Annotated in this window: 19 protein-coding genes; 8 read left to right on the top strand and 11 right to left on the bottom strand. The window is 65.7% G+C overall.

Going from position 1 to position 22,077, the window contains the following annotated elements; all coding sequences use genetic code 11:
* Positions 1 to 57: 57 nt before the first annotated feature.
* Positions 58 to 918, top strand: coding sequence for an NRDE family protein (locus tag CUJ90_RS08480; protein ID WP_073426661.1), 861 nt, complete (start codon positions 58 to 60; stop codon positions 916 to 918).
* Between the two features lie 12 nt (positions 919 to 930).
* Here the strand turns inward: CUJ90_RS08480 and CUJ90_RS08475 are convergent, their stop codons facing one another.
* The 6 genes from CUJ90_RS08475 to CUJ90_RS33575 form a co-directional block, all read right to left on the bottom strand.
* Entirely contained in the window at positions 931 to 1,890 is a 960-nt protein-coding gene (locus CUJ90_RS08475) for an alpha/beta hydrolase (RefSeq protein ID WP_114162414.1), read from the bottom strand.
* A gap of 62 nt (positions 1,891 to 1,952) precedes the next feature.
* Entirely contained in the window at positions 1,953 to 2,858 is a 906-nt protein-coding gene (locus CUJ90_RS08470) for an SDR family oxidoreductase (RefSeq protein WP_114163485.1), read from the bottom strand.
* Positions 2,859 to 2,911: 53 nt separating this feature from the next.
* A complete protein-coding gene (locus tag CUJ90_RS08465) occupies positions 2,912 to 3,910 on the bottom strand; it encodes an NADP-dependent oxidoreductase (protein WP_083083700.1) in 999 nt (332 codons plus the stop codon).
* Positions 3,911 to 4,127: 217 nt separating this feature from the next.
* Positions 4,128 to 4,613 (bottom strand): PaaI family thioesterase, encoded by a 486-nt coding sequence (locus CUJ90_RS08460; protein ID WP_114162413.1) that lies wholly within the window; start codon positions 4,611 to 4,613, stop codon positions 4,128 to 4,130.
* A gap of 8 nt (positions 4,614 to 4,621) precedes the next feature.
* On the bottom strand, positions 4,622 to 4,924 hold the full coding sequence (locus CUJ90_RS08455) for a Dabb family protein (protein WP_073426665.1): 303 nt from the start codon (positions 4,922 to 4,924) through the stop codon (positions 4,622 to 4,624).
* 147 nt (positions 4,925 to 5,071) lie between these two features.
* Entirely contained in the window at positions 5,072 to 5,206 is a 135-nt protein-coding gene (locus CUJ90_RS33575) for a hypothetical protein (protein ID WP_277998133.1), read from the bottom strand.
* Positions 5,207 to 5,439: 233 nt separating this feature from the next.
* Here CUJ90_RS33575 and CUJ90_RS08445 point away from each other — a divergent pair, with 233 nt between their 5' ends.
* The gene (locus CUJ90_RS08445; RefSeq protein WP_114162411.1) at positions 5,440 to 5,940 is read left to right on the top strand and encodes an LEA/WHy family protein; all 501 of its coding nucleotides are present in this window, start codon (positions 5,440 to 5,442) and stop codon (positions 5,938 to 5,940) included.
* 75 nt (positions 5,941 to 6,015) lie between these two features.
* Here the strand turns inward: CUJ90_RS08445 and CUJ90_RS08440 are convergent, their stop codons facing one another.
* The 3 genes from CUJ90_RS08440 to CUJ90_RS08430 all read right to left on the bottom strand — a co-directional run bounded on the left by CUJ90_RS08440 (position 6,016) and on the right by CUJ90_RS08430 (position 11,251).
* Positions 6,016 to 7,194, bottom strand: a complete 1,179-nt coding sequence (locus tag CUJ90_RS08440) for an acetyl-CoA C-acyltransferase (RefSeq protein WP_114162410.1) — start codon at positions 7,192 to 7,194, stop codon at positions 6,016 to 6,018.
* 132 nt (positions 7,195 to 7,326) lie between these two features.
* Positions 7,327 to 9,411, bottom strand: a complete 2,085-nt coding sequence (locus CUJ90_RS08435; RefSeq protein WP_114162409.1) for a 3-hydroxyacyl-CoA dehydrogenase NAD-binding domain-containing protein — start codon at positions 9,409 to 9,411, stop codon at positions 7,327 to 7,329.
* Positions 9,412 to 9,571: 160 nt separating this feature from the next.
* A complete protein-coding gene (locus CUJ90_RS08430; RefSeq protein ID WP_114162408.1) occupies positions 9,572 to 11,251 on the bottom strand; it encodes a 3-(methylthio)propionyl-CoA ligase in 1,680 nt (559 codons plus the stop codon).
* Between the two features lie 189 nt (positions 11,252 to 11,440).
* Between CUJ90_RS08430 and CUJ90_RS08425 the strand changes: the two genes are divergently transcribed.
* The 5 genes from CUJ90_RS08425 (at position 11,441) to CUJ90_RS08405 (ending at position 15,391) form a co-directional block, all read left to right on the top strand.
* Complete coding sequence (locus CUJ90_RS08425; protein ID WP_114162407.1) at positions 11,441 to 12,997, top strand: protein adenylyltransferase SelO; 1,557 nt, start codon at positions 11,441 to 11,443, stop codon at positions 12,995 to 12,997.
* Between the two features lie 49 nt (positions 12,998 to 13,046).
* Positions 13,047 to 13,469, top strand: a complete 423-nt coding sequence (gene msrB, locus CUJ90_RS08420; RefSeq protein WP_083083693.1) for a peptide-methionine (R)-S-oxide reductase MsrB — start codon at positions 13,047 to 13,049, stop codon at positions 13,467 to 13,469.
* Positions 13,470 to 13,752: 283 nt separating this feature from the next.
* On the top strand, positions 13,753 to 14,283 hold the full coding sequence (locus CUJ90_RS08415; RefSeq protein ID WP_073426673.1) for a septation protein A: 531 nt from the start codon (positions 13,753 to 13,755) through the stop codon (positions 14,281 to 14,283).
* A 2-nt stretch (positions 14,284 to 14,285) separates the two neighbouring features.
* Positions 14,286 to 14,600, top strand: a complete 315-nt coding sequence (locus CUJ90_RS08410) for a BolA family protein (protein ID WP_114162406.1) — start codon at positions 14,286 to 14,288, stop codon at positions 14,598 to 14,600.
* A gap of 11 nt (positions 14,601 to 14,611) precedes the next feature.
* Positions 14,612 to 15,391, top strand: coding sequence for a peptidylprolyl isomerase (locus tag CUJ90_RS08405; RefSeq protein WP_083083691.1), 780 nt, complete (start codon positions 14,612 to 14,614; stop codon positions 15,389 to 15,391).
* Positions 15,392 to 15,622: 231 nt separating this feature from the next.
* Here the strand turns inward: CUJ90_RS08405 and CUJ90_RS08400 are convergent, their stop codons facing one another.
* Together CUJ90_RS08400 and purL are read right to left on the bottom strand one after the other, a co-directional pair.
* Entirely contained in the window at positions 15,623 to 15,880 is a 258-nt protein-coding gene (locus CUJ90_RS08400) for a helix-turn-helix domain-containing protein (RefSeq protein ID WP_227470809.1), read from the bottom strand.
* 376 nt (positions 15,881 to 16,256) lie between these two features.
* Positions 16,257 to 20,339, bottom strand: coding sequence for a phosphoribosylformylglycinamidine synthase (purL, locus tag CUJ90_RS08395; protein ID WP_114162405.1), 4,083 nt, complete (start codon positions 20,337 to 20,339; stop codon positions 16,257 to 16,259).
* A gap of 292 nt (positions 20,340 to 20,631) precedes the next feature.
* On the opposite strand from purL, the gene CUJ90_RS08390 reads away from it, so the two are divergent.
* The gene (locus CUJ90_RS08390; RefSeq protein WP_083084280.1) at positions 20,632 to 21,930 is read left to right on the top strand and encodes an FAD-dependent oxidoreductase; all 1,299 of its coding nucleotides are present in this window, start codon (positions 20,632 to 20,634) and stop codon (positions 21,928 to 21,930) included.
* The last annotated feature ends 147 nt before the right edge of the window (positions 21,931 to 22,077 follow it).

Raw genomic sequence — 22,077 nt, 5'->3', positions numbered from 1 at the left:
GGCGCCGCTTTTTTCTGGCCTCTTCGACGCCATCGCCCCACCGGGAGACGCCCCCCGATGTGCCTGATCGTTTTCGACTGGCGGCCCGACGCGCTCGACGGCCCGCTCCTCACGCTCGCCGCGAATCGCGACGAATTCTTTCGCCGCACGGCTGAGCCGATCGGCTGGTGGCGCGATGCGCCAGGCGTGCTGGCCGGCCGCGATCTGCTGGGCGGCGGCACGTGGCTCGGCATGTCGCGCGACGGCCGTTTCGCCGCGCTGACCAATTACCGCGCGCCGCATGAAATGCGCGCCGACGCGCCCACGCGCGGCACGCTGGTTAGCGATTGGCTCAACGGCTCGCCGCCTGGCTCCGTCAACTCGACCCATGCAACGCCGCTCGAGTATCTGCACCACGTCGCCCGCACGGGCGACATTTACAACGGCTTCAATCTGCTGGTCGGCGACTGGACGCGCCGCGAACTCGGCTGGTATTGCAACCGCTCGAACATCGCGCCCACCTTGCTTGCGCCCGGCACGCACGGCATTTCGAACGCGGTGCTCGATACGCCGTGGCCGAAGCTGGTCAACAAGCGCGCCGAACTGGGCGCGCTGCTCGCCCGCGACTCGATGCCGCTGCTCGAACGTCTGATCGATCTGATGCGCGATCCGCGCCTTGCCCGCGACGACGAATTGCCGTCCACCGGCATTCCGCTCGAACGTGAACGGGCGTTGTCGGCGGCGTTCATCGAAACGCCGGAATACGGCACGCGCGGCACCACCGCGTTGCGCGTGGTCGCGCATGGCGACGTGATCGGCGTCGCCGTCGCCGAGCGCAGCGACGACAACGGCTCGCACCGGATCGTGCGCCCCGGCGACTTCGAGCGCAGTTTCGCGTTCAACGTGGAACGCGAGATTCGCGCCGACGAGACGGTTTAGGCGCGGCAACGATTACTCGTCACCAAACGCCCCGCGCAATGCCGCCGCGGCATCCGCATGCGCGTGCGCGACTTCGGGCACGAAGCCGCCCATCTTGAAGAACTCGTGGATCATGCCCGCGTAGCGCCGCAGCGTGACGCGGTTGCCCGCCGCCAGCAATTTTTCCGCGTACTCATCGCCTTCATCGCTGAGCGGATCGTATTCGGCGGTCGCGATCCAGGCCGGCGCGAGGCCGCCGAAAGCGGGCGCGCCGCGCGTGCCGTCGAGCGGCGCGAAACGCCAGTCGTCGCGATCGCTCGTGTCGCGCACGTACTGGTTGAAGAACCATTGAATCGTCTCGCCCGACAGCAGAAAGCCGCTGGCGAGGCGCGAGTGCGAATCGGTTTGCTGATAGCCGGTCACGCCGGGATAGATCAGCAATTGCAGCGCGAGCGCGATGCCGGCGTCGCGCGCGAGCACCGCGCAGACCGTCGCGAGCGTGCCGCCCGCGCTATCGCCGCCCACCGCGAGGCGCTTCGCATCCACGCCATGTTCCGCGGCATGCGCGTGCAGCCACGTCAAGGCGTCGAAAGCATCCTCGACGGCGGTCGGAAACTTGTGCTCCGGCGCGAGCCGGTAATCCACCGACAGCACCGCGCACCGGCCGTCGCGCGCGAACATCCGGCACAGCGCGTCGTGCGTATCGACGCTGCCGATCGTGAAGCCGCCGCCGTGGTAATACACCAGCGCCGGCGCGGGCTCGGCCCAGCTCGGCTCGTCCGCGTGATAGAGACGCGCGCGAATCGCGGCGCCGTCGCGCGTCGGCACGTGCAGGTCTTCCACGGAGAACATCGGCGCGCTCGCGATGTCCAGAATCGACGCGCTTTTCTCATACGAGGCGCGCGCCTGTTGCGCGGTCAGTTCGTGCAGTTGCGGGCGCTTCGCGCGCACGATCATGTCGAGCACCCGCTCGATCGTTGGATTCAACGGCATGGTGCGTTAACTGGCGCGTGAACGCCGAGGGTTGAAAAGAGCGCCGATGATGCCATGAACGCCTAGCCCGCGCTCTTCACTTCCGGCTTCAACGACATCGGATCGGTGGGAGCGCGTAATTGCTCGATGTCCTCGTGACGCAGCTTCACGGTCGCCATGATGCCGGGGTGCGTGACGATGTAGAAACGCCGCGCGGCGATCGCGTCGAACGTGATGTCGGCGACGTCGGCCGCGCTCAGTTTGCCCGCCTGCACCGCGCGATGCAGTTGCTTGCCGGCGGCGATCTGCGAGCGCGTCGGGCGGCTGTCGTTGCGCAGCTCCGCGGGCCGCGCGCGTTCGGCATCGGCGATGCCGGTCGGCACGAAGGCCGGGCACAGCAGCGAACAGCCGACCAGACCGTTCGACGCCTGCACCCCTTGCGCCCCTTGCGCCCCTTGCACCAGTTGCAGATCGTGATAGAGCGTCTCCGTCAGCGACACGACAGCGTGCTTCGACGCGTTGTAGGCGCCCATCGCGGGCGGCGACAGCAAGCCCGCGACGGACGCCGTGTTGACGATATGCGCGGGCTCGTTCTGCGCGAGCATGATCGGCGTGAAGACCCGCACGCCGTGCGCGACACCCATCACGTTGACGCCGAACACCCAGGCCCAGTCGTTCGGCGAGCTTTCCCACACAAAGCCGCCGGAGCCGACCCCGGCGTTATTGAACAGCAGATGGACCTTGCCGAAGGCGTCGAGCGCAGCTTGCGCAAGCGCTTCGACCTGTGCCGCGCTGGAGACGTCGGTCGGCACGCCGAGCGCCTGCGCGCCGGCGGCATGCAGTGCATCGACGGTTTGCCGAAGTGCTTCGGGGTTCACGTCGGCGAGCACCAGCTTCATGCCGAGCGCCGCGCCCTTCTGCGCGAACGCGCGGCCGAAACCGCTTGCCGCGCCGGTGATCACCGCCACCTTGCCTGCGAATTCGAACATCATGAGACTCCTGGTGTGATCGGCGGTGCTTGCATCCAGTGCATGAGCCGCGATCAGATCAGCTTGACCAACTGCTTGCCGAAGTTCCTGCCCTTCAGCAGACCGATGAACGCCTCGGGCGCGGCGTCGAGCCCTTGCGCGATGGTCTCGCGGTATTGCAGCTTCTTCTGCGCGACCAGCGTGCCGAGTTGCTTGAGCGCCTCGGGCCACACATCCAGATGCTCGGTGACGATGAAGCCTTGCACCAGCAGCCGCTGCGTGAGGATCAGCGACGGATGCCTGAGCGGTACCGGCTGGCCGTCGTAGCCCGCGATATAACCGCACAGCGCGATGCGGCCGGACGGGTTCATGCGCGCGATCGTCGCGTCGAGCACTTCGCCGCCGACGTTCTCGAAGCAGCCATCCACGCCGCCGGGCGTCGCGGCCTTCAGGTCCTGATACAGATTGCCGGCCTTGTAGTCGACGCACGCATCGAAGCCGAGCGTCTCGACCACGTAGCGGCATTTGTCCGCGCCGCCCGCGATGCCGACCGCGCGCGCACCGGCCAGCTTCGCCAGTTGGCCGACCACGCTGCCGACCGCCCCGCTCGCCGCGCTGACCACCACCGTCTGCCCCGCTTGCGGCGCGAGGATGCGGTTCAGGCCGTACCACGCGGTGACGCCCGGCATGCCGACCGGGCCGAGGTACGCGGACAGCGGCACGTGCGTGTCGTCGACCTTTTGCACGCCTTCGCCGTTCGAGGTGCCGTATTCCTGCCAGCCGAACATCGCGACGACCTTGTCGCCGACCGCGAACTTCGGATTCTTCGATTCCACCACCTCGCCCACCGTGCCGCCGATCATCACTTCGTTCAACGGCTGCGGCGGCGCGTACGACTTGCTGTCGTTCATGCGGCCGCGCATGTACGGATCGAGCGACAGGAAATGATTGCGCACGCGAATCTCGCCATCGGCGAGCGGAGCGAGCGGCGTTTCGACGAGCTTGAAGTTATCGGGCGTGACGGCGCCTTGCGGACGCGAAGCCAGTACGAATTGACGGTTGATCTGTGGCATGACGATCGTCTCCTAAGTTGCCGATGTGATCGGCGAATGATTCGAACGGCGTCCGCCGAAGCGCGGACCCGGAACGGCTAGACGACGGACCGCGGCGGACTTGCGGCGACCCGCGACGGACCCGGCGACGGACCCGGCGACGGACCGCGACGGACAAGCGCGGCGGCGAGCAAGCGCCGGGCTCGATGCCGGCACGCGCACGCCCGGCATCCGCCGGTCAGCCGTCGCTTGGACCGGGTTTCGCCGACGGGTCGCTGCGCAGACGCTGCCGCGTCACGTCGCGGCCCACGGCGAGGCGCCGCATGTATTTGAAGGTGCCGAGCGCCTTGGCGACGAAGTGGCCTTCGCTGTCGCGGATCTCGCCTTCGCAATAGGCCATCGTGGTCGAGCGGTGCAGCACGCGGCCGGTGGCGCGCAGTTCACCGCGGCCCGGCTGCATGAAATTGACCTTCATCTCGACCGTGACCACGCCGACGCCATCGCCGGCCAGGCTGCGCGCGGCCATGGCGAGCGCGACGTCGGCCAGCGTCATCGTGACGCCGCCGTGCGCGACGTCCCACGTATTCATATGATCCGGCTGCAACGGCAGCGCGAGTTCGCTGACGCCGTCGGCCGCCGACAACAACCGCACCCCGAGCCGGTCGACGAACGGGCTCTCGGGCAAGGACGCGCTGCTCGCTTTGGATGAGGGCGAATCGGACATCGCCGCGTTCAGATTTCGTAATCGACAGCTTGACGCGCTTCGCGCACCGCGCCGACGAAGCCCTTGATCGCTTCGTGCGTGGGGTGGACCTGATAGGCGTCGAGCGCGGTTTTGTCGGCGAAATCGGAAACCAGCACGATGTCGTAGCTCGATTCGAGGCCCGGCGCCGCGATGCCGACCTCCAGCTTCAGAATGCCAGGGACGATGTCGCGGCAGCTTTCCAGCTTTTCCTTCAGCTTCAGTGCGTTTTCAGCGCGCGAGGCGCCCTCTGCGTGTTCTTTGAGCTTCCACATCACGATATGACGGATCACGGCATCACCTTGTTCGATTCGCTGCGTTGGGCTGCGAAGTGTTTGAATTTTGCATGCGCCGACAGGCGCGCGGCAGTGAGAAATGATAACCGCGATGGCGTTGCCCACGCGCGAGCACCATTGTCGCGTGTGGGTATATAGCCCGGATCACGGCGCATGCGTCGCCATCCGCGCCGCCAGGCGCCCTAACCTGCGCAGTGCTTCGTCGGCCAGATCGAAGTCCGTGCTCGGTGAACTCAGTCGAATGAAATGATCGAAGCGTCCGGCGTTGAAGAACGCCATGTCACGCCGCCGCGCGGCATCGTGTCGATCAGCGCAACGCATGCGCGTACCGACGCGTTCTTCGTGAGCCTTGGCACGCTGAAAACCCACGTCACGGTTCGATGCGTCAAGCCGTGCGGCATCTGGCGAGCCTCGTCGAAACAAGCCTGCGGCGCGCGGCCTGAAACGCCTCGTGGCGAGCAATGCCGCCCGGTACAATGCATGCTTAACCCGCTTGCTTCGAGGTGCCGGTCATGTCCTTCCATCGCGCGCTGCTGCGCGGCCGTCCTGTTCTGCTGGCCATGCTCGCGGTTTTCATCACGCTGACGCTCAACGGTTGCGCGAGCCTGTTCGGCGATCCGTTGCGCGTGAACGTCGCCGGCATCGAGCCGCTCGACGGCCAAGGCTTCGAGATGCGCTTCAACGTCAAGCTGCGGGTGCAGAATCCGAACGAATCCGCGGTGAGCTTCAACGGCGTGTCGCTCGATCTCGAACTGAACGGCAAGCCGTTCGCGAGCGGTGTCAGCGATCAGATCGGCACCGTGCCGCGCTTCGGCGAAACCGTCGTCGACGTGCCGCTCACGGTGCCGGCTTTCGCCGCGGTTCGCCAGGCCTTCGCGTTCGCCGGGGCCGCGCAGTCGGGGCAGATTCCATACGTTCTGCGCGGCAAGCTGGCGGGCGGCTTGACGGGCACGACGCGCTTCGTCGATCGAGGAACGCTGAGTCTGCCGACTACGGGAATGGCGTTGCCCTGATTGCCGGCAAGCCGCGCAAGCGGCGAATGCCGGACAACGACAACGCGGCGTCCGCCTGCCGCCACCCGCGCCGCATCAAACCACTTCGAACAAACCCGCCGCGCCCTGCCCGCCGCCGATACACATCGTCACGACAACGAGCTTCGCACCGCGCCGCTTGCCTTCGATCAGCGCATGACCGGTCAGCCGCGCGCCCGACACGCCATACGGATGCCCAACCGCGATCGCGCCGCCGTTCACGTTCAGACGCTCATGCGGAATGCCGAGCTTGTCGGCGCAATACAGCACTTGCACCGCGAACGCTTCGTTCAATTCCCACAGATCGATATCCTCGACCTTCAAGCCCGCTTGCCGGAGCAGCTTCGGCACCGCGAACACCGGGCCGATGCCCATCTCGTCCGGCTCGCAACCGGCCACCGCGAAGCCGCGGAAAATGCCGAGCGGCTGCAAGCCCTCGCGTTCCGCGACCTTCGCGTTCATCACGACGCAAGCCGATGCGCCATCCGAGAACTGGCTCGCATTGCCCGCGGTGATCACGCCGCCCGGCAGCGCGGTGCGAATCTTCGAGACGCCTTCGAGCGTGGTGTCGGCACGAATGCCTTCGTCGCCGCTGACGGTCACTTCCTTCGTGTAAAGACGGCCCGTTGCCTTGTCCGCGACGCCGGCGAGCACCGTCAACGGCACGATCTCCTCCTTGAACCGGCCGGCTTCGAGCGCGGCCGCGGCGCGCTGTTGCGAGCGCACGCCGTACTCGTCCTGGCGCTCCTTCGAAATCGAATAGCGCTTCGCGACGTTCTCGGCGGTCTGCAACATCGACCAGTAGATTTCCGGCTTGTTCTCGCTGAGCCAGCCTTCGGTAAGCATGTGCTGATTCATCTCGTTCTGCACGCAGGAGATCGACTCCACGCCGCCCGCCACGAACACCTCGCCTTCACCGGCGATCACGCGTTGCGCGGCCAGCGCGATCGTTTGCAAACCGGACGAGCAGAAACGGTTCACCGTCATGCCCGGCACGCTGACCGGCAAACCCGCGCGCAAGGCGATCTGCCGCGCGATGTTCATGCCCGTCGCGCCCTCGGGGTTCGCGCAGCCCATGATCACGTCCTCGACGCGCGCCGGGTCCAGCTTCGCGCGCTCGACGGCGGCCCGCGTGACGTGGCCGCCGAGCGTCGCGCCGTGCGTCATGTTGAAACCGCCGCGCCATGATTTGGCGAGACCCGTGCGGGCGGTCGATACGATTACGGCGTCAGTCATGCAAGTCTCCTGCTTTCTGGTGTCGAGGGTGGCGCGCTCGCGCATCGCTGAAGCGCTGAAACGCCCCACCTCATTCATTCGCTCAAGCGGCTTGTTCGGCCGTGTTTCAGCCGCATTTTTCGGCCACGCTTTTCAGCCATTGAACGCACGGCCCTCGGCCGCGAGCCTGGCGATGCCCGGCGCCAGTTGCCAGGCATCGCCGTTCGGCTGCGCCGCATAGCGGCGAATCGCGCGCTCGACGTTGTAGAGGCCGAGCGTATCCGCATGGAGCATCGGGCCGCCGCGATAGATCGGAAAACCGTAGCCGGTCAGATAGACCATGTCGATATCCGACGCCTTCGACGCGATGCCTTCATCGAGAATCTTCGCGCCTTCGTTCACGAGCGCGAGCACGAGGCGCTCGACGATTTCCTCGTCGCCGATCTTGCGGCGCGCGACGCCGGTTTCCTTCGAATACGCGACGATCATCTCGTCGACCACCTTCGACGGATACGCGGTGCGCTCGCCCGCCTTGTAGTCGTACCAGCCGCCGCCGGTCTTCTGCCCGAAGCGCCCGGTCTCGCACAGACGATCGGCGATTCGCGAGTAATGCATGTCGGGATGTTCCTGATAGCGGCGCTTGCGGATCGCCCAGCCGATGTCGTTGCCGGCCAGGTCGCTCATGCGGAACGGGCCCATCGCGAAGCCGAACTTCTCGATGGCCTTGTCCACCTGCGCGGGCAGCGCGCCTTCCTCGAGCATGAAGAGCGCCTGGCGGATGTACTGCTCGATCATCCGGTTGCCGATGAAGCCGTCGCACACGCCCGAGACCACCGCGGTCTTTTTGATTTTTTTGGCGAGCTTCATGACGGTGGCGAGCACGTCCTTCGCCGTCTGCCTGCCGCGCACGACTTCGAGCAGCTTCATCACGTTGGCCGGGCTGAAGAAGTGCATGCCGACCACGTCTTGCGGACGCTTCGTAAAGGCCGCGATCTTGTCGAGGTCCAGCGTGGACGTATTCGACGCGAGGATCGCGCCGGCCTTGGCGACTTCATCGAGCCGACTGAACACCTGTTCCTTCACGCCGAGTTCCTCGAACACGGCTTCGACGATCAGGTCGGCGTGTTTCAGGTCGTCGTAGGACAGCGTGGGCGTGATCAACGCCATGCGCGCCTCGAGCGCCTCCGGTTCGAGCTTGCCCTTGCTGACGCTGGCTTCGTAGTTCTTGCGGATCGTCGCGAGTCCGCGGTCGAGCGCTTCCTGCCGCGTTTCCAGCAGCGTGACCGGAAAGCCCGCGTTGACGAAGTTCATCGCGATGCCGCCGCCCATCGTGCCGGCGCCGATCACGGCCACCTGTTCGATGTCACGCACCGGCGTATCCGCTGGCACATCGGGAATCTTGCTCGCCGCGCGTTCGCCGAAGAACGCATGCCGCAACGCGCGGCTTTCCGGCGTCTGCACGAGTGCGACAAAGCATTCACGCTCGAACGCGAGGCCCTTGTCGAAGCCGTTCAGCACGCCGGCCTCGATCGCGTCGATGCACTTGTGCGGCGCCGGGAAGGGCTTGGCCACCGCCGCGACGCTATTGCGCGCGAACTGGATGAAACCGGCTGCGTTCGGATGCGTGATCTCGCGTTCGCGCACCTTCGGATGCGGACCTTCCTTCGCGCCGACCTTGCGGGCAAACGCGCACGCCGCCTCGGCCAGATCGCCTTCAACGAGTTCGTCGAACAGGCCCGAGCCGGCCAGCGTCTCCGACATCACCGTTGCGCCGGAGACGATCATGTTGAGCGCGGCCTCCAGGCCGATGGCGCGCGGCAGACGCTGCGTGCCGCCCGCGCCCGGCAGGATGCCGAGCTTCACCTCGGGCAGCGCGATCTGCGCGCCGCGCGCGGCGATGCGGTAATGCGCGCCGAGCGCCAGTTCCAGGCCGCCGCCCATCGCGACGCTGTGAATCGCCGCGACCACCGGCTTCGCGCTGCCCTCGACGGCCTTGATGACCGTGGCGAGCGTCGGCTCCCGGGTCGCTTTCGGCGTATTGAATTCGGTGATGTCGGCGCCGCCCGAGAAGGCCTTGCCCGCGCCCGTCAGCACGATCGCCGTGATGGCCGGGTCGTTCTGCGCGCGCTCGATTCCCTCGACAATGCCGGCTCGCGTCGAAAGACCGAGGCCGTTCACCGGCGGATTGTTCAGCGTGATGACGGCCACGCCGTCACGGGTTGTGTAGTCCACTGCCATCTGCCTGCCTCCATGCGATCCATTCGATGAGCGACGCATGGGGCGCCGCCCGTCCGGTTCACTGAGCCGTTGCTCGACGCTCATTGTCGAACAAGCGGTCAAACCCAGTGTGCAAGTCTCCCGGCGTCAGCACGCAGAGTACACAGAAAAGCACGCCCGTTCAATTGGAAGGGGTTTCCCTGGCGAGCGGACAATCCTTCTCGTCCGCCAGCGCGGACGGCAGCACGTGGTCGCGGAAGAGGTCGCGCAGCTTGAGCTTCTGCAATTTGCCGGTGGCCGTATGCGGCAGTTCGTCGACGAACACGACGTCGTCCGGTATCCACCACTTCGCGACCTTGCCCTCGTAGAACGCGATCAGTTCCTCGCGTGTCACGTCGAAGCCCGGCCGCTTGACCACCACGAGCAACGGCCGCTCGGTCCACTTCGGATGCGCGCAGGCAATGCAGGCCGCCTCCGCCACCGCCGGATGCGCGATCGCGACGTTCTCGACATCGATCGAACTGATCCACTCGCCGCCGGACTTGATGACGTCCTTCGAGCGGTCCGTGATGTTCAGGAAGCTATCGCGGTCGATGGTGGCGACGTCGCCGGTCGGAAACCAGCCGTCCACCAGCGGCGAGTCGTCGCGGCGGAAATACCGGTCGATCACCCACGGCCCGCGCACGTACAGATCGCCGAACGCGACGCCGTCCCACGGCAGTTCCTGCCCGTCTTCGCCGACGATCTTCATATCGACGCCGTAAAGCACGTGCCCCTGCTTTTCGAGCAATTTTCGCTGCTCGGCGAGCGGCCGCTGGCTCTGCTCCCACGTCAGTTTCGACAAGGTGCCGAGCGGCGACATTTCGGTCATGCCCCATGCATGGATCACCTGCACGCCGTAGTCGTCCTCGAACGTGCGCAGCATGGCCGGCGGGCACGCGGAGCCGCCGATCACCGTGCGATTGAGCGACGAAAACCGCACGCCCGCCTCGCGCATGTAGTTCAGCAAGCCGAGCCACACGGTCGGCACGCCGGCCGAATAGGTGACGCGCTCGCTTTCCATCAATTCATACAGCGACTTGCCGTCGAGATCCTTGCCGGGAAACACGAGCTTCGCGCCGGTCAAGGGCGCGGCGTGCGGAATGCCCCATGCGTTCACATGGAACATCGGCACGACCGGCAGCACGGCGTCGCGCGCGGACAGGCTCATCGCATCGGGCAAGGACGCGCCGAACGCATGCAGCACCGTCGAGCGATGCGAATACAGCGCGCCCTTCGGATTGCCGGTGGTGCCGGACGTATAGCAAAGGTACGACGCCTGACGCTCGTCGAGAGGCGGCCATTCGAAGTTGCCGTCCTGCGCGGTGACCAGCGTTTCATAGCTGAGCGCGGGCGTTTGCATGACCGGCAGATGCGCTTCGTCGGCGAGCGCGATCCAGCCGCGCACTTTCGGACACTGCGGCGCGAGCGTGTCGACGAGCGGCGCGAAGGTGGTGTCGAACAGCACGTAGGCGTCGTCGGCGTGATTGACGATGTAGGCGATCTGATCGGGAAAGAGCCGCGGGTTGATCGTGTGGCACACGGCGCCGAAGCCGGTCGTGCCGTAATACGCTTCCAGATGCCGGTAGCCGTTCCAGGCGAGTGTCGCGACTCGTTCGCCGGGCTCGACGCCGAGTGCGATCAACGCCTGCGCCAGTTGCTTCGCGCGCTTTTCGCAATCGCGGTAGGTGTAGCGATGCAGGTCGCCCTCGATGCGCCGCGACACGATTTCCGTGCCGCCGAAATGCCGCGCGGCATGCGCGAGCAACGAGGATACGGTGAGCGGCACGTCCATCATCTGGCCAGGCAGCGGCGTCGTCATATAGAGAAGTCTCCTCGCCTTGTTTGCTTCAATGGGATGGCAGCTCGGGGAGCGCATGCGGCAAGCGCCGTTGGCGAAATCCGCCATGCAGGTTAAAGAGCCATGCGGCCGATAGCGGCCCGATAGCACGCCAGCCAGCAGCCCCGCGGGCGCGGACTTACAATATCGGTTAATCCAGAGGCGCTCAACATGTCGTTTTCCCCAAGCATTGCAGGGTTATCCGGGCCGTTGTCGGCCCTTTCCGACGCGCTCACCAGCACCGCTGAAAACGCCTTCGCGCGGCTCGGCAGCACGTTTCTGACGCGCCTGCCCGCCGCGCCGCTCAGCGCGCCCTACGTGGTCGGATTCTCCGAGGAAACCGCCGCGCTGCTCGGTTTGGAACCGGGGCTCCAGAACGACCCCGGCTTCGCGGAACTGTTCTCCGGCAACGCCACGCGCGAGTGGCCCGCCGAAGCGTTGCCGTATGCGTCGGTGTATTCGGGGCATCAGTTCGGCGTGTGGGCCGGCCAACTCGGCGACGGCCGCGCGCTCGGTCTGGGCGAAGTCGAACACGACGGCCAACGCTTCGAGTTGCAACTCAAGGGCGCGGGCCGCACGCCGTATTCGCGCATGGGCGACGGCCGCGCGGTGCTGCGTTCGTCGATCCGCGAATTTCTGTGCTCGGAAGCGATGCATCACCTCGGCATTCCGACCACGCGCGCGCTGTGCGTGATCGGCTCCGATCAGCCGGTGCGGCGCGAGGAAGTGGAAACCGCGGCGGTGGTCACGCGGGTGTCGCCGAGTTTCGTGCGCTTCGGCCACTTCGAGCATTTCTATTCGAACGACCGCACCGACGCGCTGCGCGCGCTCGCCGATCACGTGATCGAGCGCTTCTATCCGCTTTGCCGCGAAGCCGACGATCCATACCTCGCGCTGCTCAATGAAGCGGTGCTGTCGAGCGCCGACCTGATGGTCGAATGGCAGGCCGTGGGCTTCTGCCACGGCGTGATGAATACCGACAACATGTCGATCCTCGGCCTCACGATCGACTACGGTCCGTTCGGTTTCATGGACGGCTTCGATGCCGGCTACATCTGCAATCACTCGGATTCGCAAGGCCGTTACGCGTACCGGATGCAGCCGCAGATCGCGTACTGGAATCTGTTCTGTCTCGCCCAGGGCCTGTTGCCGCTGCTGGGCGCCCAGCATGAGGAAAGCGTGCGCGGCGACAAGGCGATCGAAGACGCGCAGCGTGTGCTCGCCGGTTTCAAGGAACGTTTCGCGCCGGCGCTGGAGCGCCGTATGCGCGCCAAGCTCGGCCTCGAAGTGGAGCGCGAGGGAGACGACACGTTGATCAATCGCCTGTTCGAACTCATGCACGCGAACCGCGCGGATTTCACGCTGACGTTCCGCAATCTGGCGCGCCTGTCGAAGCACGACGCGAGCGGCGACGCCCCGGCGCGCGATCTGTTCCTCGACCGCGCGGCCTTCGACGTCTGGGCGAACGACTACCGCGCGCGGCTGTCCGAGGAAACGCGCGACGACGCGACGCGCGCCATTGCAATGAACCGTGTGAACCCCAAATTCGTACTTCGCAATCACCTGGCGGAAACGGCGATCCGCCGCGCGAAAGAGAAGGACTTTTCCGAAGTGGAGCGCCTTGCAGCGGTACTGCGCCGGCCGTTCGACGAACAGCCCGAGCATGAAGCGTATGCGGGGTTGCCGCCCGACTGGGCGAGTTCGCTGGAAGTCAGTTGCTCGTCGTGATGCGCGAAGCGAGCCGCACCCAAAACAAGCCCGAGACAGGAACCCGATCATGAACAATCCCGACGACCTCAAGACCGACGCCCCGGCCGTGCAGAAAGACGACGCCGAGTGGCGCAAGCAACTCTCCGACATCGAATATCAGGTGACGCGCCACGCCGCCACCGAGCGTCCCTTCACGGGCCGCTATCACGACCACTGGGAGCGCGGCGTCTACGACTGCGTCTGTTGCGGCACGCCGCTGTTCGAATCCGACACCAAGTTCGACGCCGGCTGCGGCTGGCCCAGCTACTTCAAGCCGATCAACGGCGAAGTGATCGCCGAGAAAACCGACCGCTCGCACGGCATGCTGCGTATCGAAGTGCAATGCAAGAACTGCGGCGCGCATCTGGGCCACGTGTTCGAAGACGGGCCCGCGCCCACCGGTCTGCGCTACTGCATCAATTCGGCTGCGCTACAATTCGAATCCAAGTAACGCAGCGCGGAGTTCGGCGCATGGCCGGACGGCGTCCGTGATCGAACGGGCGCCGGTTGCGAGACCTTCGCGTGTGCTTCGCGTGTGCTTCGTGCGTGCGTCGCGTCTCGCGAACCGGTCAATCGGGTCGACCCGGCGCGGCCATCCCACGATGAACGGCAATGAACGCCGTTCGCCGGCCGCTGTGGCGGGTGGCTATCGCGGGCCGCTGCCTCACTTGCCATCGGGCGCTTCGCACCGCGTCCCTCGTTCTCCGACCCACTCTCCGAATTCCCGGCCAGACATGAAATTCCTGTTCGACCTGTTCCCGATCATCCTGTTCTTCGTCGCCTTCAAGGTATGGGGCATTTTCACGGCGACGGCAGTGGCGATCGCCGCCACGCTGGTGCAGATCGCGTGGGTGGCCTTCCGTCACCGCAAGGTCGATCCGATGCTGTGGGTGAGTCTCGGCGTCGTCACGGTGTTCGGCGGCGCGACGCTCGTGCTGCACAACGATACCTTCATCAAATGGAAGCCGACCGTGTTGTACTGGGCGTTTTCCGTCGTGCTGATCGTGTCGCAACTCGCGTTCAACAAGAACCTGATCGAAGCGATGATGGGCAAGCAGATCAGCTTGCCGCACGCGATCTGGGGCAAGCTGAACATCGTCTGGGCCATCTTTTTCGTGCTGCTGGGCCTGGTGAACCTGTTCGTCGCGTACAACTACACCACCGACCAATGGGTCAATTTCAAGCTGTTCGGCGCGACTGGCTGCCTCGTCGTGTTCATCGTCGGGCAGAGTTTGTGGCTCGCGAAATACATGAAGGAAGAGTGATAATGACCAGCGATGTTTTCATGCACGCCACCACCGCCGAGCGCGCCGCACTGATCGAAGCACGCCTCAGCGCCGCGCTCGCGCCGGTCGCCTCGATCCAGATTACCGACGACAGCGCGCAGCATGCGGGCCACGCCGGCGCCTCCGCCGGCGGTCATTTCAGCGTCACGATCGTGGCTGCCGCATTCGCCGGCAAGGCCCGCGTGGCGCGGCATCGCATGGTGTATGATGCGCTGGCCGATGCCATGCAGCGCGGCATTCATGCCCTTACAATCACGGCTTATACGCCCGAAGAATTCGCTTTGTTGTCCCGCTAGGAAAACTTCCGATGACCTTGAAGAAAACCCGCCTTTGGGTATTGCTGGCCGCATGTGCGGCCGCACCTGCATTCGCACAGAACATCGCCGTGGTGAACGGCACACCGATTCCCAAAGCACGCGCCGACGCGCTGATCGCTCAACTGGTTCATCAAGGCCAGCAGGACACGCCGCAACTGCAAATGGCCGTGCGCGAAGAGCTGGTGAACCGCGAAATCCTGATGCAGGAAGCGCTGCGCCGCGGCCTGCCGAATCGGCCGGACATCAAGGCGCAAATCGCCGTCGCGCAACAAACCGTTGTGCTGCGCTCGCTGATCGAAGACTTCGTGAAGAAGAACACGCCGACGGACGCCGAAGTCACCGCGCGTTACAACACGCTGATCAAGGACGCGGGCGGCAAGGAATATCACCTGCACCACATCCTCGTGGAGAACGAGCAGCAGGCGAAGGATCTGATCGCGAAGATCAAGGGCGGCGCGAGCTTCGAAGACCTCGCAAAACAATTCTCGAAAGATCCGGGATCGGGCAAGAACGGCGGCGACCTCGACTGGTCGGATCCGAAAGCTTACGTGCCTGAATTCGCAGACGCGGCCACGCATCTGCAGAAAGGCCAGATGACCGACACGCCGGTGCATACGCAATTCGGCTGGCACATCATTCGTGTCGACGACACGCGCGACATTACGCCGCCGCCGCTCGAACAGGTGCGTCCGCAGATCGTGCAGCAGATCCAGCAGGAAAAGCTGCAGGCGTTTGAAGAAGGTTTGCGTAAGAACGCGAAGATTCAGTAAGCGCGTCGGGTGACGGTGAAGAACTGAGCAGCGTTAGCCTCGAATAAGGCTGTTGGTTCTTCCGTTCGGCAGCGCTCCTCGATTGTGCCCAGGCCCCGGTTAGCCAACGACTGATCGGGGCTTTTTCATGTTCGGTCGCCCAGCCAGTCCTTGTCGTAGGCGAATGACCAGATTCCGCCTTCGTCGCTGACGACACCCACGCGCTGGCCATTCGCGAATGCCGCGAGCGTTCTAGCTGCCATGAGAAGTCCGTCGGCGATGGAGCGCCTTGGTGGCTAACACAGGGGGAATGTCCACGGAGACCTCCGCGTGGAGAGTGATGCCCAATTCGCCGAGAAGATGCAGCACCTTGCCTATCTGGGCTGTCGGCTTGCCCGCCTCGATATGCGTGATGAACTTGGGGGACAGGCCGGTGGCATTGGCGACGTCATCGCGCGTGAGCCCTTGCGCAAGCCGCGAAGCGCGCACGAGATCGCCTAACGCCGACATGCTGCCGATCAAAACGTCGGATGCGCGCACTCCGCTCTCCTGTGTATGTTCGTACCCGCTCGGTAACATTATGCCACGGGGAATGCGCGTCGGCTCAGTTTCGTATCCGATCGGGTACGAAATGGGATGTTGGGTGATCCATCGAGCCGTTTCGTACCCGAACGGATACGAAGAGAACCTGCGAAGGCGCGCGCGTCGCGTTATGTACCCGAGCAGGTACGGATCGGACCGGCGGCAATTTTGCTCATTAGCGGCAAGAAACACCACAGATCAAGCCTGCGCGGCCCCAATCTGCGCCGCGGCATCGCAACGCCGTCTGGTGCACGCTGCCGGCAAGGCCGTCGCGCGCACAGCGGCGACGGCCTTCGCTACATGATTAACCCAGCCAGCGGCGCGCGTTCTGGAATACGCGCATCCACGGACTCGCGTCCGTGCCGCCCTCGCCCCAACCTTCGGGATGCCAGCTCATCTGCACCGCGCGATGCACGCGCTCGGTGTGCGGCATCAGCACCGTGAAGCGGCCATCCGGCGTGGTGACCGACGTGATGCCGTTCGGCGAACCATTCGGGTTGAACGGATACTGCTCGGTCGCCTGACCGCGGTGATCGACATAACGCATCGCCACCGCCACCTTCGACACATCGCCTTGCTGCGAGAAGTCCGCATAGCCTTCGCCGTGCGCGATCGCCACCGGAATGCGCGAGCCTTCCATGCCGGCGAAGAAGATCGACGGCGAAGCCTCGACCTCGACCAGCGAGAAGCGCGCTTCGAATTTCTCCGACTTGTTGCGCGTGAACTTCGGCCAGGCTTCGGCGCCCGGAATCATCGACGCGAGACTGCTCATCATCTGGCAGCCGTTGCAGATGCCCAGCGCGAAGGTGTCCTCGCGGCCGAAGAATGCGGCGAACATGTCGGCCAGTTGCGAGTTGAAGCGGATCGCTTTCGCCCAGCCCTCGCCAGCGCCGAGCGTGTCGCCGTATGAGAAGCCGCCGCATGCCACCGCACCGGCGAAATCCGCCAGGTTCGCGCGGCCCGATAGCAGATCGCTCATGTGCACGTCGTGCGCGTCGAAGCCGGCGCGGTCGAATGCATACGCCGTCTCCAGGTGCGAGTTCACGCCCTGCTCGCGCAGGATCGCGACGCGCGGACGCGCGCCCTTGCCAAGGAACGGCGCGGCGACGTCTTCAGCCGGATCGAACGTGAGAACCGGCGTAATGCCCGGATCGGCGGCGTCCAGAAGCGCGTCGTATTCGGCATCGGCGCAAGCCGGGTTGTCGCGCAGACGCGCAATACGCCAGCTCACTTCACTCCACGTGCGATGCAGTTCGGTGCGCGGCGCTTCGTAAATCTTCTTCGCGTCACGATAGATTTCGATCGTGTCGCGCTCGTTGATCTTGCCGATCACGTGCGAGCAGGCCGACAGCCCGTGTTCGCGCAAGGCGACCAGCACCGCGTCGCGGTCGGCCGCGCGCACCTGAATGACGGCGCCCAGTTCCTCGTTGAAGAGCGCGCGGATCGTGCGGTCTTCACGGCGGCCGCTCGTCTGCTTCGCCCAGTCTTTGGCGTCGCCGTAATCGGATTCGTGGTGCGGATCGAGCACCAGCATGTCCACGTTCAGCGACACGCCGACATGCCCCGCGAACGCCATTTCGCAGACCGTCGCCCACAGGCCGCCGTCCGAGCGGTCGTGATACGCGAGCAGCTTGCCGTCGCTGTTGAGCGACTGGATCGCGTTGAAAAAGCGCTTCAGGTCTTCGGGATCGTCGACGTCCGGCACCGTGTCGCCAACCTGCTGCGTGACTTGCGCGAGGATACTGCCGCCCAGCCGATGCTTGCCGCGGCCGAGATCGATCGCGATCAGCACGGAGTCGCCAGCATCGTTCGCGCGGCGCAGTTGCGGCGTGAGGTGGCGACGCACGTCCTCGACCGGCGCGAACGCCGAGATGATCAGCGAGACCGGCGCGACCACTTCCTTCGCCACGCCCCGGTCTTCCCACTTGGTGCGCATGGAGAGCGAATCCTTGCCCACCGGAATGCTGATGCCGAGAGCCGGGCACAGTTCCATGCCGATTGCCTTGACCGTCTCGTACAACGCGGCGTCTTCGCCCGGCGCGCCGCACGCGGCCATCCAGTTCGCCGACAGCTTGAGCTTGTCGAGCGACGCGATCGGCGCCGCCGCGATGTTGGTCACCGCCTCGCCCACCGCCATGCGGCCCGAGGCCGGCGCGTCGATCACGGCGAGCGGCGTGCGTTCGGCCATCGTCATCGCTTCGCCGCGGAAGCCCGCGTAGTCCATCGTGGTGATCGCGACGTCGGCGACCGGGACTTGCCACGGGCCGACCATCTGATCGCGCGCGGTCGTGCCGCCCACCGAGCGGTCGCCGATCGTGATGAGAAACGACTTGCTCGCCACCGTGGGGTGACGCAGCACGCTCGTCGCGACCTCCGGCAACGCGATGCCCGTCACGTCCACCGGTTCGAGTTTCCGCTCGACGCGCCTGACGTCGCGATGCATGCGCGGCGCCTTGCCGAGCAGCACTTCCATCGGCATGTCGACCGGCTGATGCGCGGCGGCGTCCTTGAGTTCGGAGTCGATCACCTTCAACTGACGCTCGGCCGTAGCCGTGCCGACCACCGCGAACGGGCAGCGCTCGCGCTCGCACATCGCCTCGAAGGCCGGCAGATCGGCCGGCGCGATCGCCAGCACATAGCGCTCCTGGGCTTCGTTCGACCAGATTTCGCGCGGCGACAAGCCGCTCTCTTCCAACTGGATATTGCGCAGATTGAACACCGCGCCCTTGCCCGCGCCGTCCACGACTTCCGGAAACGCGTTCGACAAACCGCCCGCGCCCACGTCGTGAATGCTCAGAATGGGGTTCTTCTCGCCGAGCTGCCAGCACGCATTGATGACTTCCTGCGCGCGCCGCTCAATCTCCGGATTGCCGCGCTGGACCGAGTCGAAGTCGAGTTCCGCGGTGTTGGTGCCGGTCGCCATCGAACTGGCCGCGCCGCCGCCCATGCCGATGCGCATGCCCGGCCCGCCGATCTGGATCAGCAGCGAGCCTTCCGGCAGATCGTGCTTGTGCGTGTGCTGATCGGAGATATTGCCGATGCCGCCCGCGATCATGATCGGCTTGTGATAACCGCGCACGAGACCCGCCACGTTCTGTTCGTAAGCGCGGAAATAACCGCCCAGATTCGGCCGGCCGAATTCGTTGTTGAACGCGGCGCCGCCGAGCGGCCCGTCGATCATGATTTGCAGCGGCGAGGCGATGCGGTCGGGACGGCCATACGCTTCGTACCTGTCGTGCGGATTGCGGTGCGCGAGCGGCTGGGCGGCGTCACGCGCGTTTTCCCACGCCTCGACGCCGTCCGGCAATTCGAGGTTCGACACCGTGAAGCCCGCGAGGCCCGCCTTCGGACGCGCGCCGCGGCCGGTCGCGCCTTCGTCGCGGATTTCGCCGCCCGCGCCCGTCGCGGCGCCGGGGAACGGCGAGATCGCGGTCGGGTGGTTGTGCGTTTCCACCTTCATCAGCGTGTGCGTGAGTTCGACGTTGCGGCGATAGTGCTCCGGCAACTCGTGCTCGCCCAACTCAGCCGGCGTGCGCGGGAACCAGCGTTCGGCCATGCCGCCCGCCATGATCGCCGAGTTGTCCGAATACGCGACGATCGTGCCTTGCGGATTGAGCTTCTCGGTGTTGCGGATCATGTTGAACAGCGAGATGTCCTGCTTCTCGCCGTCGATCGTCCATTCCGCGTTGAAAATCTTGTGGCGGCAGTGCTCGCTGTTGGCCTGCGCGAACATCATCAGTTCGACGTCGGTCGGGTTGCGGCCGAGCCTCGTGAACGCGTCCACCAGGTAATCGATTTCGTCGTCGGCGAGCGCGAGGCCCAGTTCCGTGTTCGCCGCTTCCAGCGCGCCGCGGCCGTGGCCCAGCACGTCGACGGTTTGCAACGGCTTGGCCGGCAGTTCGTCGAACAGATGCAGCGCGTGGTCGCGCGAAGGCGACACGCTTTCGGTCATGCGGTCGTGCAGCGCCGCGGCGACTGCCGCGCGGGCTTCGTCGGAGAGCGTTTTCTTGCCCAGCAGGCCGCTTTTCAGCGTGACCGTGTACTCGACGCCGCGCTCGATGCGGCGCACCTGCGTGAGACCGCACAGATGCGCGATGTCCGTTGCCTTGCTGGCCCACGGCGACACCGTGCCGAAGCGCGGCACCACGAGGAAGGTTTCGACCGTGCCGCGCTCCTTGCCTTCCTCGAACGGATCGCCGTAGTGCATCAGCGCTTCGATCTTCGCGTGGTCTTCGGCGGACAGCGGCGTTTGCGCGTTGACGAAGTGCAGATATTGCCCGCGCACGCCGGTAATGTTGGCGTCGATGCGCGTGAGCGTTTCGAGCAGGCGGGTTTGACGGAAATCGGAAAGGGCCGAAGCGCCGGGGAAACACGAGAAGTGGGCCATGGACTTGACGTTGCGTCGCTAATGATGCCGATGAGTGATGCCGATGAGTCGCGCGTGCAGGCGACGTGAGGCGGAAAGGAAGTCCGGGATTATACCCCGGGAACGCGCTTCCAGCGGGCCTGACGGCATGGCGGCGCGGCCGGCGGCGTGGCCGGTCGGCGCGTTTGGCTGCTATCATTCGCCCTTTCATCAGATCGGCGCGAGCGGCGTGAGTCATGCCGGGCCGCGCGCCGCATGCCACGCTCGAGCGGCACGCGCAGTTTGGCGTCCCGCCGGCAACTCGAATCAGAACATGGATGTCATCGTCATTGGCGGCGGGATAGCAGGCGTCGCCACCGCTTACCAACTGCGCGCGGCCGGTCATCGGGTCTGCGTCGTGGAGCGCCATGCCACCGTCGCGCAGGGCGCCACCTATGGGCACAGCGGCATCGTGCTGCCCACTCCGCTCGACGTATGGTTCGGCCCGACCTTCATGGCGAGCCGTCAGAACGCCAGGAACGGCGTGGTCAACAAGGCTGGCTTCAACGGACCGGCGCGCCAGTTCGTCAAGCAGCTCGCGCGGCTCCAGGATCCGAACCCGTACGGCCATCAATACGGATTGCTGCGCCCGCTGATCGAGATGTCGCGCGAGACGCTGGCCGACATGGAAGCGCGCTTCGGGCTCGAGTTCGAGCAGGCGAGCGGCCTGCTTCATCTGGTGCGTTCGGCGCAGGAGTGGGAGCAACTGCGGCCCGCGCTCGGTCTGCTGCGCCTGCACGAAATGCCGTACCACGAACTCACGCCCGCCGAATGCGCGACCTTCGAGCATTCCGTGCGAACCGAGCCGGAATTCGCCGGCGGCGTGCTGTTCGAGCATGAGCGCACGGCGAACTGCCCGCTTTTCACGAAACTCGTCAAGCAGGTCCTCGACACCCAGGGCGGCGTGCAATTCATGCTGGGCTGCGAAGTCTCGGCGATCCGTCTGGAAGGCCAGCGCGCCGGCGTGGAACTGGCGCCGGGTCCCGGCGTGGCGTCGCGTTCACGCGAAGTCGACGTGATCAACGCCGACGCGGTCGTCGTCGCCGCCGGGCATGGCAGCTTGCCGCTGCTCGAACGCCTGGGGCTGCGGCTGCCGCTCTATCCGCTGCGCCTGCACACGCTGGTCGCGCCGATCGCGCATGAGGAATGCGCGCCGCACGTGACGATCGTGGACGCGGTCAAGCGGATCGTGATCAGCCGCATGAATCACCGCCTGCGGATCGCGGGCGGCGCGGTCTTGCAGAGCCCCGCCCTGCTCGACAAGCCGCTCGGCGAAGCGGTGACGAAGGAAGCGCTCGCGCTGCTCGGCCAGGCGACCCACGACTGGATTCCGGGCGCCGCCCGCATCTCGGCGGCCTTGCCGTGGGAAGGCGTCAAGCTGCTGTCGCCGGACGGCTTGCCGGTGATCGGCAACGCGCTGCATCCGCGGCTCTATGTGAACGCCGGCCACGGCCCCGCCGGCTGGGGCCTCGCGTGCGGGTCGGGCAAGCTGATCGCCGACCTGATCACGGGCGGGACGCCGGAGCTACCCGTCGACACCCTCGCCGCGCTGCGCGCGGATCGGTTCAAGTAGGAGACGGTGGGCGCCGCTGAGTTCACGCGCGGCGGAAAGAGGGGCGCCTAGGTGCGGTGAGGCGGCGGGCATCGGGCGTCGCGGGTCGCGGGTCGGGCATCGGGCATCGGGCATCGGGATGCGTGCACGAGGCAGCACAACGCCAGG

Source organism: Paraburkholderia terricola (genome assembly GCF_003330825.1).
GTDB lineage: Bacteria > Pseudomonadota > Gammaproteobacteria > Burkholderiales > Burkholderiaceae > Paraburkholderia > Paraburkholderia terricola.
This window is presented reverse-complemented; position numbering and strand designations above follow the sequence as displayed.

What these genes read in the sequence shown, in the direction of transcription:
- CUJ90_RS08480 (WP_073426661.1), top strand. Translation starts at nt 58, where the DNA reads ATGTGCCTGATCGTTTTCGACTGGCGGCCCGACGCGCTCGACGGCCCG.
- CUJ90_RS08475 (WP_114162414.1), bottom strand. Translation starts at nt 1,890, where the DNA reads ATGCCGTTGAATCCAACGATCGAGCGGGTGCTCGACATGATCGTGCGC.
- CUJ90_RS08470 (WP_114163485.1), bottom strand. Translation starts at nt 2,858, where the DNA reads ATGTTCGAATTCGCAGGCAAGGTGGCGGTGATCACCGGCGCGGCAAGC.
- CUJ90_RS08465 (WP_083083700.1), bottom strand. Translation starts at nt 3,910, where the DNA reads ATGCCACAGATCAACCGTCAATTCGTACTGGCTTCGCGTCCGCAAGGC.
- CUJ90_RS08460 (WP_114162413.1), bottom strand. Translation starts at nt 4,613, where the DNA reads ATGTCCGATTCGCCCTCATCCAAAGCGAGCAGCGCGTCCTTGCCCGAG.
- CUJ90_RS33575 (WP_277998133.1), bottom strand. Translation starts at nt 5,206, where the DNA reads ATGGCGTTCTTCAACGCCGGACGCTTCGATCATTTCATTCGACTGAGT.
- CUJ90_RS08445 (WP_114162411.1), top strand. Translation starts at nt 5,440, where the DNA reads ATGTCCTTCCATCGCGCGCTGCTGCGCGGCCGTCCTGTTCTGCTGGCC.
- CUJ90_RS08440 (WP_114162410.1), bottom strand. Translation starts at nt 7,194, where the DNA reads ATGACTGACGCCGTAATCGTATCGACCGCCCGCACGGGTCTCGCCAAA.
- CUJ90_RS08435 (WP_114162409.1), bottom strand. Translation starts at nt 9,411, where the DNA reads ATGGCAGTGGACTACACAACCCGTGACGGCGTGGCCGTCATCACGCTG.
- CUJ90_RS08430 (WP_114162408.1), bottom strand. Translation starts at nt 11,251, where the DNA reads ATGACGACGCCGCTGCCTGGCCAGATGATGGACGTGCCGCTCACCGTA.
- CUJ90_RS08425 (WP_114162407.1), top strand. Translation starts at nt 11,441, where the DNA reads ATGTCGTTTTCCCCAAGCATTGCAGGGTTATCCGGGCCGTTGTCGGCC.
- msrB (WP_083083693.1), top strand. Translation starts at nt 13,047, where the DNA reads ATGAACAATCCCGACGACCTCAAGACCGACGCCCCGGCCGTGCAGAAA.
- CUJ90_RS08415 (WP_073426673.1), top strand. Translation starts at nt 13,753, where the DNA reads ATGAAATTCCTGTTCGACCTGTTCCCGATCATCCTGTTCTTCGTCGCC.
- CUJ90_RS08410 (WP_114162406.1), top strand. Translation starts at nt 14,286, where the DNA reads ATGACCAGCGATGTTTTCATGCACGCCACCACCGCCGAGCGCGCCGCA.
- CUJ90_RS08405 (WP_083083691.1), top strand. Translation starts at nt 14,612, where the DNA reads ATGACCTTGAAGAAAACCCGCCTTTGGGTATTGCTGGCCGCATGTGCG.
- CUJ90_RS08400 (WP_227470809.1), bottom strand. Translation starts at nt 15,880, where the DNA reads ATGTCGGCGTTAGGCGATCTCGTGCGCGCTTCGCGGCTTGCGCAAGGG.
- purL (WP_114162405.1), bottom strand. Translation starts at nt 20,339, where the DNA reads ATGGCCCACTTCTCGTGTTTCCCCGGCGCTTCGGCCCTTTCCGATTTC.
- CUJ90_RS08390 (WP_083084280.1), top strand. Translation starts at nt 20,632, where the DNA reads ATGGATGTCATCGTCATTGGCGGCGGGATAGCAGGCGTCGCCACCGCT.